This is a genomic window from Imperialibacter roseus (assembly GCF_032999765.1).
GTDB lineage: Bacteria > Bacteroidota > Bacteroidia > Cytophagales > Cyclobacteriaceae > Imperialibacter > Imperialibacter roseus.
Genome location: NZ_CP136051.1, coordinates 2,012,101 through 2,027,227, shown reverse-complemented (window position 1 = coordinate 2,027,227; position 15,127 = coordinate 2,012,101). Strand labels below are relative to the sequence as shown.

Genomic DNA, 15,127 nt, shown 5'->3' with positions numbered 1-15,127 from the left:
TTCAGCATATTCGTCATCTTATTAGCATTACCTGCCCAGTTTTCGACACTTTTCTTCCATTAAAAAACTCAAACTTTGCGGAGTAAAAATAATACCCACCTGACGCCGGTTTCCCGCTTTTAAGCAAGCCATTCCATCCGTTGGTCTGCGCATCCGACAAATCGTTGGTCTCATACAAAACGTCGCCAAAGCGATCATAGATTTTGAATGAAAACCCATCAGGAATCACCTTCTCACTGTAAAACTTCAAGACCTGGTCTTCCTCATTGACTGACAATGGAGAAAAAGCGGTTGGGATATAGGACACACCGTCGGCAGGTACCTTAGGGGAAAGGGCTACAGCCAGGTACCTTTTTGTGAAACTTTTTTCTCCAGTAAGCAGACCTGAGGAAAACAAGTCAGGATCTTCGACAGAGTCATCTGTTGTGAACAAGTTTGTAAATGGCTCGTCAAGTGACTCCGCCTCTGCCAGCGCAGGCGTGGCGCTATCAAATGCAATGTCATTTCGGTTCTGGCTGCTTTCGAGGTCAGCGCCCACATAGTCGACGGTTACTTTGCTGCTATCAAATCTGCCCAGCGCAGTTTCAATATCCCAATAGTAGTCTTCGGCAATACCTACCAAAAGCCGATCCGGAAAAGGTGCTTGAGAAAAAGCACCAACTTCCACACCTATGAGGGGGTTTTCACCAAAAACATTCTCCAGATAAACGGGTAAATAGAGTGCGTCATTTCCGACTGGAAAGAACTTATACCCAAGCCCACGGTGATAAAGTTTTCCCTCCGAGTAAGAGTTGTCGCTGCCACCAAGCACCTCTGCTCCATCTTCAATGACCAAATAGCTACCAGGGTTAGCGTCCACATAACCATTAACAAAGTTGATCATTCCAACCACCCTCACGGTGTCTCCGGTAAATAGCGTTGTGCCAGTTGAATTCACCACAATGCTGTGCACATCGGTAGGCGTACTTGAGAATGTTTGGTCAGATGTACCGTCCAGTTCAATCTCACCATCTATACCGTTATAGGTGCCTGTGTTGCTCCAATCGCCAGAAACTCTGATGAGGCCTACATTTTCCAAATTACCCGTATTGTTGATGAGGCTATTGGAGTCCAATATTGGTGGCGTTGGGGCGTTGTTACTGATATTCAACCTGTTTTCGTTGTTCACAGTGCCATCCACAACCAACAGTCCCTCGTCATACACCTGCCCTTTGTTGGTAAGGTCTCCACCAATTTTAAGGCTGGCTGAACTTCCTACTTTCAACTGAACGCCCGATGGGGTATAAAGCCCCTGAGCTGCCACCGAAGCAGCGGCAAGTAAACTGAGCGATATGGTAGCAAGTAGCTTATTCATTGGTTTTGGTCGCTGACTTGATACCCATCTGCTCTTTAATAAGGTCGATGTCACTCTTCATGGAAGAGTTTTCCATTTGCAACTGCGCCATGAGCTTCATTTGCATTTCGGAAAGCTTCATTTGTTTGTCAAGTGCCGCTTTCATCTCTTCCTTAGTTGTTTTCTCATCACTGAGGTCGGCCATTAACTTCTCAATCAGCTTCTGCTGCTCTTTGATGGCTTCGATGAGGACGGGGATAAGTTCGGTGTAGTTCACAGATTTGTAGCCTCGGCTATCCTCTTTCACCATATGGGGGAAAAGCTTTTCTATTTCCTGAGCAATGACACCAAAGTGAATTTCGGTATCTGCGTCGGCTTTGTAGTTGTAAGAAAGGCCCTCAGAAGCCAGGATTTTATCCAGCGGGCTGTCAAGAGGTTTGATGTTTTCTTTTAGGCGGATGTCGGAATTGGCAAATACACCTCCGGCAGTGAGTTGTAGTACCCCGCCACCGCCAACGTCGCCTGTGTTAGTAAGCGCAGTAACAGTAAGCCCGCCTGTTGTTATTGATGTAGCGCCAGTAATAGCTCCACCATTCGACGAAAGTGTTCCATCAGTAAGTGTACCGCCTGTGATCGTGCCTGATGCTGTCAATGACCCGGTTCCTATGGAAGTAGCACCTGTAATAGCTCCCCCTGTAAGTGTCGTTGTACCATCGGTGATTTGATTAAACGAAACGTTGTCTCCTGTACCAACTCCCTGATCCATCGCTCCTAAATAGCCCCACTGGGTAGTGCTAATGGTAGTGGCATCTATATTCTCCAGCTGAGCTACTTCTGTAGATGTAAGAGCCGAAACTCCAGATGCATCAAGAGCATCTAGGGTAGCGCCGTCTACTGATACATCCCGACCATCTACAGTGCCTGCTGTTACTATACTTCCTGCTGTTACAGCTCCTGATGCCGTTATCGCAGTAGCGCCAGTAATAGCTCCGCCATTCGACGAAAGTGTTCCATCAGTAAGTGTACCGCCTGTGATCGTGCCTGATGCTGTCAATGACCCAGTTCCTATGGAAGTAGCACCTGTAATAGCTCCCCCTGTAAGTGTCGTTGTACCATCGGTGATTTGATTAAACGAAACGTTGTCTCCTGTACCAACTCCCTGATCCATCGCTCCTAAATAGCCCCACTGGGTAGTGCTAATGGTAGTGGCATCTATATTCTCCAGCTGAGCTACTTCTGTAGATGTAAGAGCCGAAACTCCAGATGCATCAAGAGCATCTAGGGTAGCGCCGTCTACTGATACATCCCGACCATCTACAGTGCCTGCTGTTACTATACTTCCTGCTGTTACAGCTCCTGATGCCGTTATCGCAGTAGCGCCAGTAATAGCTCCGCCATTCGACGAAAGTGTTCCATCAGTAAGTGTACCGCCTGTGATCGTGCCTGATGCTGTCAATGACCCGGTTCCTATGGAAGTAGCACCTGTAATAGCTCCCCCTGTAAGTGTCGTTGTACCATCGGTGATTTGATTAAACGAAACGTTGTCTCCTGTACCAACTCCCTGATCCATCGCTCCTAAATAGCCCCACTGGGTAGTACTAATGGTAGTGGCATCTATATTCTCCAGCTGAGCTACTTCTGTAGATGTAAGAGCCGAAACTCCAGATGCATCAAGAGCATCTAGGGTAGCGCCGTCTACTGATACATCCCGACCATCTACAGTGCCTGCTGTTACTATACTTCCTGCTGTTACAGCTCCTGATGCCGTTATCGCAGTAGCGCCAGTAATAGCTCCGCCATTCGACGAAAGTGTTCCATCAGTAAGTGTACCGCCTGTGATCGTGCCTGATGCTGTCAATGACCCGGTTCCTATGGAAGTAGCACCTGTAATAGCTCCCCCTGTAAGTGTCGTTGTACCATCGGTGATTTGATTAAACGAAACGTTGTCTCCTGTACCAACTCCCTGATCCATCGCTCCTAAATAGCCCCACTGGGTAGTACTAATGGTAGTGGCATCTATATTCTCCAGCTGAGCTACTTCTGTAGATGTAAGAGCCGAAACTCCAGATGCATCAAGAGCATCTAGGGTAGCGCCGTCTACTGATACATCCCGACCATCTACAGTGCCTGCTGTTACTATACTTCCTGCTGTTACAGCTCCTGATGCCGTTATCGCAGTAGCGCCAGTAATAGCTCCGCCATTCGACGAAAGTGTTCCATCAGTAAGTGTACCGCCTGTGATCGTGCCTGATGCTGTCAATGACCCGGTTCCTATGGAAGTAGCACCTGTAATAGCTCCCCCTGTAAGTGTCGTTGTACCATCGGTGATTTGATTAAACGAAACGTTGTCTCCTGTACCAACTCCCTGATCCATCGCTCCTAAATAGCCCCACTGGGTAGTACTAATGGTAGTGGCATCTATATTCTCCAGCTGAGCTACTTCTGTAGATGTAAGAGCCGAAACTCCAGATGCATCAAGAGCATCTAGGGTAGCGCCGTCTACTGATACATCCCGACCATCTACAGTGCCTGCTGTTACTATACTTCCTGCTGTTACAGCTCCTGATGCCGTTATCGCAGTAGCGCCAGTAATAGCTCCGCCATTCGACGAAAGTGTTCCATCAGTAAGTGTACCGCCTGTGATCGTGCCTGATGCTGTCAATGACCCGGTTCCTATGGAAGTAGCACCTGTAATAGCTCCTCCTGTAAGTGTCGTTGTACCATCGGTGATTTGATTAAACGAAACGTTGTCTCCTGTACCAACTCCCTGATCCATCGCTCCTAAATAGCCCCACTGGGTAGTACTAATGGTAGTGGCATCTATATTCTCCAGCTGAGCTACTTCTGTAGATGTAAGAGCCGAAACTCCAGATGCATCAAGAGCATCTAGGGTAGCGCCGTCTACTGATACATCCCGACCATCTACAGTGCCTGCTGTTACTATACTTCCTGCTGTTACAGCTCCTGATGCCGTTATCGCAGTAGCGCCAGTAATAGCTCCGCCATTCGACGAAAGTGTTCCATCAGTAAGTGTACCGCCTGTGATCGTGCCTGATGCTGTCAATGACCCGGTTCCTATGGAAGTAGCACCTGTAATAGCTCCCCCTGTAAGTGTCGTTGTACCATCGGTGATTTGATTAAACGAAACGTTGTCTCCTGTACCAACTCCCTGATCCATCGCTCCTAAATAGCCCCACTGGGTAGTACTAATGGTAGTGGCATCTATATTCTCCAGCTGAGCTACTTCTGTAGATGTAAGAGCCGAAACTCCAGATGCATCAAGAGCATCTAGGGTAGCGCCGTCTACTGATACATCCCGACCATCTACAGTGCCTGCTGTTACTATACTTCCTGCTGTTACAGCTCCTGATGCCGTTATCGCAGTAGCGCCAGTAATAGCTCCGCCATTCGACGAAAGTGTTCCATCAGTAAGTGTACCGCCTGTGATCGTGCCTGATGCTGTCAATGACCCGGTTCCTATGGAAGTAGCACCTGTAATAGCTCCCCCTGTAAGTGTCGTTGTACCATCGGTGATTTGATTAAACGAAACGTTGTCTCCTGTACCAACTCCCTGATCCATCGCTCCTAAATAGCCCCACTGGGTAGTACTAATGGTAGTGGCATCTATATTCTCCAGCTGAGCTACTTCTGTAGATGTAAGAGCCGAAACTCCAGATGCATCAAGAGCATCTAGGGTAGCGCCGTCTACTGATACATCCCGACCATCTACAGTGCCTGCTGTTACTATACTTCCTGCTGTTACAGCTCCTGATGCCGTTATCGCAGTAGCGCCAGTAATAGCTCCGCCATTCGACGAAAGTGTTCCATCAGTAAGTGTACCGCCTGTGATCGTGCCTGATGCTGTCAATGACCCGGTTCCTATGGAAGTAGCACCTGTAATAGCTCCCCCTGTAAGTGTCGTTGTACCATCGGTGATTTGATTAAACGAAACGTTGTCTCCTGTACCAACTCCCTGATCCATCGCTCCTAAATAGCCCCACTGGGTAGTACTAATGGTAGTGGCATCTATATTCTCCAGCTGAGCTACTTCTGTAGATGTAAGAGCCGAAACTCCAGATGCATCAAGAGCATCTAGGGTAGCGCCGTCTACTGATACATCCCGACCATCTACAGTGCCTGCTGTTACTATACTTCCTGCTGTTACAGCTCCTGATGCCGTTATCGCAGTAGCGCCAGTAATAGCTCCGCCATTCGACGAAAGTGTTCCATCAGTAAGTGTACCGCCTGTGATCGTGCCTGATGCTGTCAATGACCCGGTTCCTATGGAAGTAGCACCTGTAATAGCTCCCCCTGTAAGTGTCGTTGTACCATCGGTGATTTGATTAAACGAAACGTTGTCTCCTGTACCAACTCCCTGATCCATCGCTCCTAAATAGCCCCACTGGGTAGTACTAATGGTAGTGGCATCTATATTCTCCAGCTGAGCTACTTCTGTAGATGTAAGAGCCGAAACTCCAGATGCATCAAGAGCATCTAGGGTAGCGCCGTCTACTGATACATCCCGACCATCTACAGTGCCTGCTGTTACTATACTTCCTGCTGTTACAGCTCCTGATGCCGTTATCGCAGTAGCGCCAGTAATAGCTCCGCCATTCGACGAAAGTGTTCCATCAGTAAGTGTACCGCCTGTGATCGTGCCTGATGCTGTCAATGACCCGGTTCCTATGGAAGTAGCACCTGTAATAGCTCCTCCTGTAAGTGTCGTTGTACCATCGGTGATTTGATTAAACGAAACGTTGTCTCCTGTACCAACTCCCTGATCCATCGCTCCTAAATAGCCCCACTGGGTAGTACTAATGGTAGTGGCATCTATATTCTCCAGCTGAGCTACTTCTGTAGATGTAAGAGCCGAAACTCCAGATGCATCAAGAGCATCTAGGGTAGCGCCGTCTACTGATACATCCCGACCATCTACAGTGCCTGCTGTTACTATACTTCCTGCTGTTACAGCTCCTGATGCCGTTATCGCAGTAGCGCCAGTAATAGCTCCGCCATTCGACGAAAGTGTTCCATCAGTAAGTGTACCGCCTGTGATCGTGCCTGATGCTGTCAATGACCCGGTTCCTATGGAAGTAGCACCTGTAATAGCTCCTCCTGTAAGTGTCGTTGTACCATCGGTGATTTGATTAAACGAAACGTTGTCTCCTGTACCAACTCCCTGATCCATCGCTCCTAAATAGCCCCACTGGGTAGTACTAATGGTAGTGGCATCTATATTCTCCAGCTGAGCTACTTCTGTAGATGTAAGAGCCGAAACTCCAGATGCATCAAGAGCATCTAGGGTAGCGCCGTCTACTGATACATCCCGACCATCTACAGTGCCTGCTGTTACTATACTTCCTGCTGTTACAGCTCCTGATGCCGTTATCGCAGTAGCGCCAGTAATAGCTCCGCCATTCGACGAAAGTGTTCCATCAGTAAGTGTACCGCCTGTGATCGTGCCTGATGCTGTCAATGACCCAGTTCCTATGGAAGTAGCACCTGTAATAGCTCCCCCTGTAAGTGTCGTTGTACCATCGGTGATTTGATTAAACGAAACGTTGTCTCCTGTACCAACTCCCTGATCCATCGCTCCTAAATAGCCCCACTGGGTAGTGCTAATGGTAGTGGCATCTATATTCTCCAGCTGGTCTATCTCTGAAGTTGTCAAAGCGCTTGCCCCGTTGTTGTCCAAAACAACCGTTCCACTCGCATCCGGAAAATTGATCGTACGATCCGCTGTCGGATCTACCAAACTGATCGTCGTCTCATTCGCATCGTCAGTCGATCCCTCAAGTATAAAAGGACTGCCCCCCTGGATCTCGCCATTCAATAATATGTCCCCGGTAGCATCGGCACTCAGATTGATAACTCCACTGTTTAATGTCGTTACAGGGGCATCTACTGTCAGATTACCTCCGTTAATATTGGTCGCCGCAGTAATATCTACTGCGTCTCCTGCTGCATCACCTATATTGATAGCTGCACCCGTTACATTCGTCGTGGCACTGTTGAAATCTGACTGGGGTGAGCTTACTGTCAGGTTACCGCCTGTGATTGTCGTCGCTCCTGTGATGTCGACAAGGTCGCCAGAGGCATTACCGATGTTAATATCATCGTTGTTGATATTGGTAGCAGTAGCACCATCGGCTATCGTTACATCGCCTCCATTCAAATTTGTAATACCTGTGATATCAACTACATCATCTGATTCATCACCTATGTTGATATTCTGAGACTGAACATTGAAGTCCTGGGCCTCTACTGCATTCACTATCTGACCTGCCCCGTCTGTACTCAAGGCTATATCATTGGCTAGCGTTGCCCCTCCTGACAAAACAACCGTTCCACTCGCATCCGGAAAATTGATCGTACGATCCGCTGTCGGATCTACCAAACTGATCGTCGTCTCATTCGCATCGTCAGTCGATCCCTCAAGTATAAAAGGACTGCCCCCCTGGATCTCGCCATTCAATAATATGTCCCCGGTAGCATCGGCACTCAGATTGATAACTCCACTGTTTAATGTCGTTACAGGGGCATCTACTGTCAGATTACCTCCGTTAATATTGGTCGCCGCAGTAATATCTACTGCGTCTCCTGCTGCATCACCTATATTGATAGCTGCACCCGTTACATTCGTCGTGGCACTGTTGAAATCTGACTGGGGTGAGCTTACTGTCAGGTTACCGCCTGTGATTGTCGTCGCTCCTGTGATGTCGACAAGGTCGCCAGAGGCATTACCGATGTTAATATCATCGTTGTTGATATTGGTAGCAGTAGCACCATCGGCTATCGTTACATCGCCTCCATTCAAATTTGTAATACCTGTGATATCAACTACATCATCTGATTCATCACCTATGTTGATATTCTGAGACTGAACATTGAAGTCCTGGGCCTCTACTGCATTCACTATCTGACCTGCCCCGTCTGTACTCAAGGCTATATCATTGGCTAGCGTTGCCCCTCCTGACAAAACAACCGTTCCACTCGCATCCGGAAAATTGATCGTACGATCCGCTGTCGGATCTACCAAACTGATCGTCGTCTCATTCGCATCGTCAGTCGATCCCTCAAGTATAAAAGGACTGCCCCCCTGGATCTCGCCATTCAATAATATGTCCCCGGTAGCATCGGCACTCAGATTGATAACTCCACTGTTTAATGTCGTTACAGGGGCATCTACTGTCAGATTACCTCCGTTAATATTGGTCGCCGCAGTAATATCTACTGCGTCTCCTGCTGCATCACCTATATTGATAGCTGCACCCGTTACATTCGTCGTGGCACTGTTGAAATCTGACTGGGGTGAGCTTACTGTCAGGTTACCGCCTGTGATTGTCGTCGCTCCTGTGATGTCGACAAGGTCGCCAGAGGCATTACCGATGTTAATATCATCGTTGTTGATATTGGTAGCAGTAGCACCATCGGCTATCGTTACATCGCCTCCATTCAAATTTGTAATACCTGTGATATCAACTACATCATCTGATTCATCACCTATGTTGATATTCTGAGACTGAACATTGAAGTCCTGGGCCTCTACTGCATTCACTATCTGACCTGCCCCGTCTGTACTCAAGGCTATATCATTGGCTAGCGTTGCCCCTCCTGACAAAACAACCGTTCCACTCGCATCCGGAAAATTGATCGTACGATCCGCTGTCGGATCTACCAAACTGATCGTCGTCTCATTCGCATCGTCAGTCGATCCCTCAAGTATAAAAGGACTGCCCCCCTGGATCTCGCCATTCAATAATATGTCCCCGGTAGCATCGGCACTCAGATTGATAACTCCACTGTTTAATGTCGTTACAGGGGCATCTACTGTCAGATTACCTCCGTTAATATTGGTCGCCGCAGTAATATCTACTGCGTCTCCTGCTGCATCACCTATATTGATAGCTGCACCCGTTACATTCGTCGTGGCACTGTTGAAATCTGACTGGGGTGAGCTTACTGTCAGGTTACCGCCTGTGATTGTCGTCGCTCCTGTGATGTCGACAAGGTCGCCAGAGGCATTACCGATGTTAATATCATCGTTGTTGATATTGGTAGCAGTAGCACCATCGGCTATCGTTACATCGCCTCCATTCAAATTTGTAATACCTGTGATATCAACTACATCATCTGATTCATCACCTATGTTGATATTCTGAGACTGAACATTGAAGTCCTGGGCCTCTACTGCATTCACTATCTGACCTGCCCCGTCTGTACTCAAGGCTATATCATTGGCTAGCGTTGCCCCTCCTGACAAAACAACCGTTCCACTCGCATCCGGAAAACTGATCGTACGATCCGCTGTCGGATCTACCAAACTGATCGTCGTCTCATTCGCATCGTCAGTCGATCCCTCAAGTATAAAAGGACTGCCCCCCTGGATCTCGCCATTCAATAATATGTCCCCGGTAGCATCGGCACTCAGATTGATAACTCCACTGTTTAATGTCGTTACAGGGGCATCTACTGTCAGATTACCTCCGTTAATATTGGTCGCCGCAGTAATATCTACTGCGTCTCCTGCTGCATCACCTATATTGATAGCTGCACCCGTTACATTCGTCGTGGCACTGTTGAAATCTGACTGGGGTGAGCTTACTGTCAGGTTACCGCCTGTGATTGTCGTCGCTCCTGTGATGTCGACAAGGTCGCCAGAGGCATTACCGATGTTAATATCATCGTTGTTGATATTGGTAGCAGTAGCACCATCGGCTATCGTTACATCGCCTCCATTCAAATTTGTAATACCTGTGATATCAACTACATCATCTGATTCATCACCTATGTTGATATTCTGAGACTGAACATTGAAGTCCTGGGCCTCTACTGCATTCACTATCTGACCTGCCCCGTCTGTACTCAAGGCTATATCATTGGCTAGCGTTGCCCCTCCTGACAAAACAACCGTTCCACTCGCATCCGGAAAATTGATCGTGCGGGCAGAAGTTGGGTTAGTGATTGCAAAGCTTGTATAAACGTCATTATTAGCCGACCCTTCAAAATTAAGTGGTGTCGCACCGAGTATTTCGCCAGTCACAGTCACACCATCTGTCGCTACGTTTCCGAGCGTAACATTACCATTAAGGGTTGTGTTACCATCAATATCTGCATCCTGGGTAACGTTCAATCCCCCGATGACATCGGTCAGTACACCATTGGCACCTATATTCACGCCTCCGGCACCTTGTAGCGTCAAAGCCCCAGCGGTGGTCGTCAAGTTCGAGGCTCCGGTTGCGTCCAAACTGAAAGTAGAGCCATCAACAGTCAGGCTGCCGTTCAAATCGGTAGCGTTAGCCACCTGCAGGCCGAGGGTATTATTTAACTGAACTTGATTAGCTCCACCTACAATGAAGTTACCAGAGGTCACATCAATGTCATCACCCTGAACTGCGTTATTCTGAATTGTTGTCGCACCAGCACTATTCAGATTAATATCACCAGTCAACGGCAGTGAAACGGCTGAAGTTCCGTTACCTATAATTAAGTTACCGGCATTATTGACACTCAATTGAGTGGATATACCTGAAGAATTACCGATAAAAATACTCCCGTAAGCCAGGTTATTGGTGGCAAATTCACCTATGGGTTTTGTGGTGATGCTTCCTCCCGAGCTAGTAATAAGTACTTGATTGGATCCTGGTGCGAACCAAACGGGAAAATTCGAAGAGTTGTTAATTAGCAATGAATTTTCAAACCCTGCCGTGCCTGACAACTTATCGAATGTAATCGTCCTGCTAGCTATTTTAGGGTTAGTTATTCCGAGATCCTTTACTTGCAACATATCGGTGGCCAATTCGATGGTCACGTCATCAGGATTGGCATCAATCTTCTCCCCATTCCCTACCAGCCCGTTACCTGCCAAATTCCCAATAACCGTTGATAGGTTTACATAGCCAGGCTCCCCAGTGGTTTGATCGGCGACTATCAATTGAGTATTGCCAGGCGTCCCGTTCTGGAGTTTACTTACTGTCACTTGATCATTTCCGATATCTATTGTTTGGATCGTGCCATCTGCAATGTCGCTCGTTTGCACCTGCCCGTCTTGTATCTTGGCACTTGTAATCGCATCATTAGCGATCTTACCGGTTAATACATTTCCATCGGCAATTTTGGCTGTTGTGACACTGCCATCGGCAATTTTTACAGTCGTCACATTGCCGTCGGCGAGTTTTGCCGTTGTCACTCCTGCGTTGGCGATTTGAGCGGTACCAATTCCTGCATTCGGCACAAAAAGGGCATTGCCTGTTACTCCAATGGTGCTACCGTCCACCTGCACATCCAAAGTGCCATCAGATCCATCATCAGCCAATGCAGTTCCTGCAATACCAGAAATGTCAACCTGAATATTGTCAGCATTCACAGTGATGCCATTTCCTGCGCCAATATCAATTGCGCCAGTTGTTCCATTTTGGATTAAACCTGCTCCAGATACGTCAGCGTTCAGTTTAGCGGCAGTAACTGCATCGTCATTCAGCTTAGCTGTTGTCACATTTCCATCAGCAATTTTTGCTGTGGTTACGTTGGCATCAGCAATGTCACTGGTCTGCACCTGACCATCCTGTATTTTAGCTGTTGTAATAGCGTTGTCAGTAATTTTTACGGTTGTCACATTGGCGTCAGCAATATCCGCTGTTTGCACATTACCATCAGCGATTTTACCGGTGGTAACTGCGTCATTGATCAACTTGTTAGTTGTGACAGCGTCATTCGCAAGTTGTGTAGCTGTTATGCCGGAAGCAGGCACATAAAGTTTGTTTGCATTTACACCAATAGTGCTTCCATCCACCTGCACATCAAGGGTTCCATCGCTGCCATCATCAGCCAAGGCTGTACCAGCGATCCCCGAAATATCTATCTGAATATCGTCTGCATTAACTATAATCCCGCTGCCAGCTCCTATATCTATAGCACCTGTAGTTCCATTTTGAATAAGACCAGCCCCGGCTACATCTGCATTGAGTTTAGATGCATTTACTGCATCATCGGCTAGTTTAGCAGTGGTAATATTTGCGTCAGCTACCTTGGCGGTTGTCACGTTGGCGTCAGCCAGATCGGCCGTTTGAACCTGACCATCTTCAATCTTTCCTGTATTAACTGAATTGGCAGCCAGTTTTACATTGGTAATATTTCCGTCAGCAATATCCCCTGCCTGTATTGTCCCATCGACTATCTTTCCTGTTGAAACCGAATTATCAGCCAATTTTGCGTTTGTGACAGCACCATCATTTAGTTTCGCCGTAACGATGCCAGCATCCTTAACTTCAAGTTTATCGGCATTGACACCAATCGTCACATCATCGAACTGAACGTCAAGCACACCAGCATTCTCCTGCAAGGCTACACCATCAATATCGCTCAAATCTACCTCAATATCATTAGCATTTACCTTGATACCATTGCCCTCTCCAATGTCCAAAGCTCCTGTACCATTTTGAACCAAACCCAAGCCAGCAACGAGTGCATCCAATTTCGCAGGGGTAACTGCATCGTCAGCTAGTTTGCTGGTCACGATTGCATTATTGGCGATCTTGGCTGTCGTGACATTTGCATCTGCAATATCCAATGTCTGCACCTGGCCGTCTGCTATTTTACCGGTTGTTATGGCATTGTCATTAATCTTGGCGGTGGTTACGCCCAAATTCACTATGTCCACAGCCTGAATAGTGCCATCAGTTATCTTATCGGAGGTCACAGCGCTGGCACCTAATTTCGCATTGGTCACAGCGCCATCGGCAAGCTCGGACGTATTAACCGCTCCGGCAAGAATTTCGGCACTGCCAACCGCATCTGTGGCTATTTCTGTGGCAGTCACTTTATCTGGCTGTATTTTGGAGTCAATTCGGTCTGTCCCAGTATTATAGGTCATACTAATGTCTCCCACCACCGTCGTTCCTTCAAAACCCGACGAGGTACCGATCAAAAATTCGTCATCGTTAGGTACAATCGCCAACTGTAGCTTTTTGTCAGGATCAAACGAGAGCCCACTCCCTACTTTCACCCTTAGGGTTCCATCGGTAAATTGTTCAAGACCATCGCCAGCCACATTGGCGTTGATTTTATCTCTGGTTACTGCGTCGTTGGCAATGTCCGCCGTCGCAATGGTAAGATCCAAAATCTCATCTGTTGTTACTGCGCCAGTTGCTATATCGGCTGCGCTTATGCTGCCATCGGCAATTTTATCGGAAGTAACGGCATCAGTGGCAAGCTTTGCATTACCAATTCCCCCGCTCGCTACCTGCACAATATCCGACGCAATTTCCAGCGAAGTACCGTCTACCTTAATATCTACTGCCCCAGTTCCGGTGTTTGCCCCCAGGCCCTGGCCAGCCAACTGAGCAATGTCTGCTTCAAGATCATCGCCATTGATGGTCAGGCCATTGCCTGCATTTACATCCAGGGCACCTGTCGTAGCATTTGGACTTAAGCCGACTCCAGCCACGTCGTCATTAATTTTAGTGGCGGTTACTCCGTCGTCTGCAAGTTTTGCAGTAGTGACATTCTGATCAGCTATATCGGCGGTCTGCACCCCCCCATCCAAAATCTCATTACTTGTGACGGCACCTGTAGCGATTTCGTTGGTGGTTACAGCATCTGCCGCCAGCTGCAAATCGGCACCTGTAGCTGTGTAGGTAAGGGTGGCATCACCGATAACGGGTTGGGCTGAGGCCGTCCCCGTGTCGTCGCCAATAAATACATTGCTTGTAGCTAAAGTAGAGCTTGCAAAATTGCTTAGCGGTATCCAGGTTGGGGCACCGGCTGCATCCGTCCCCAATACAGAGGAGACCGTCCCTTCGGCATCAATCTTATTGATCGTAATGGTATTGTTAGCCAGGTCAATGTTAATGATGCTGCCATCAACGATATTGTCCGACACAATAGATATTGCGACGTTTGCCACACTTGTGATGATGCCACGGTCATTCACTGTTACTTGCGATACCGTTGTCTCATTGCCAAATGTGCCTGCTGTAGCTCCGCTTACAGCTAATTTATCAGAGGTAACTGCACCATTTTCAATTTTATCAGTCGTTACTGCACCCGGAGCTATCTTCTCACCGATAACGCTAAAAGGCGCAAGCTTGTCAAAAGTTACAATAGAAGGCTTTAAGACAGGGTTAGGGAACGTTCCAGTCAAATCTCCTCCGGCCACGGCTCCTTCAAACACACCCAGTCCTTTGCGCCATGCACCATTGGCCCAGTAGTAGAAACTGTTTTCATCACCGTCATACACAATCAGTCCATTGTTTGTCGTTCCGCTAGCAAGTATCGGAATCATGGACTGCCGCTGATTGGTAGAAACCTGTGGAACAAGGAATCCCTGATTACTATTTGGGGACACCAGATGCAAAACTGCGTTCTTATTCGGAGTAAGTGTGTTAACACCCACCGAGAACTCCTGAGCCCTGGCACCAAAAAAAGGAATTAGGCAAACTATTATTGCCAGTTGGATTTTTGCCAAATTTATCTTCATGACCGGCTAAGGTTAGAAATGGTCCAATTCATATTTCGATCAGATGAAAAAAACACCGATTTATAATTACAATATTTTTGTCAGAAAGTCATAACTATTGACGATACAAATAGCAAAGATCCTATGCTATAACAAAAAGTTTCGTCGAAGATAAGAGGTGTTTGAACTAAAAGATTGTTGAAAGAATAGCTAAACACCACTGATCTCAGATCAAGTTATGATCCTAATAATCCAGGAATAGCTGATGAAAATTCGGGGTTCCCTAAAGAAAAACTAAAGTTGGCTATTATTCTATTTTGTAGTTTTTGCGGGATTGG

At 47.4% G+C, this 15,127-nt stretch carries 2 protein-coding genes; both read right to left on the bottom strand.

From position 1 onward, the window contains the following. Positions 1-13: 13 nt before the first annotated feature. A complete protein-coding gene (locus tag RT717_RS08635; protein ID WP_317491336.1) occupies positions 14-1,354 on the bottom strand; it encodes a T9SS type B sorting domain-containing protein in 1,341 nt (446 codons plus the stop codon). Next, positions 1,347-14,810 (bottom strand): tail fiber domain-containing protein, encoded by a 13,464-nt coding sequence (locus RT717_RS08630; protein ID WP_317491335.1) that lies wholly within the window; start codon positions 14,808-14,810, stop codon positions 1,347-1,349. The genes RT717_RS08635 and RT717_RS08630 overlap by 8 nt, the downstream gene beginning before the upstream one ends. Between the last annotated feature and the right edge of the window lie 317 nt (positions 14,811-15,127).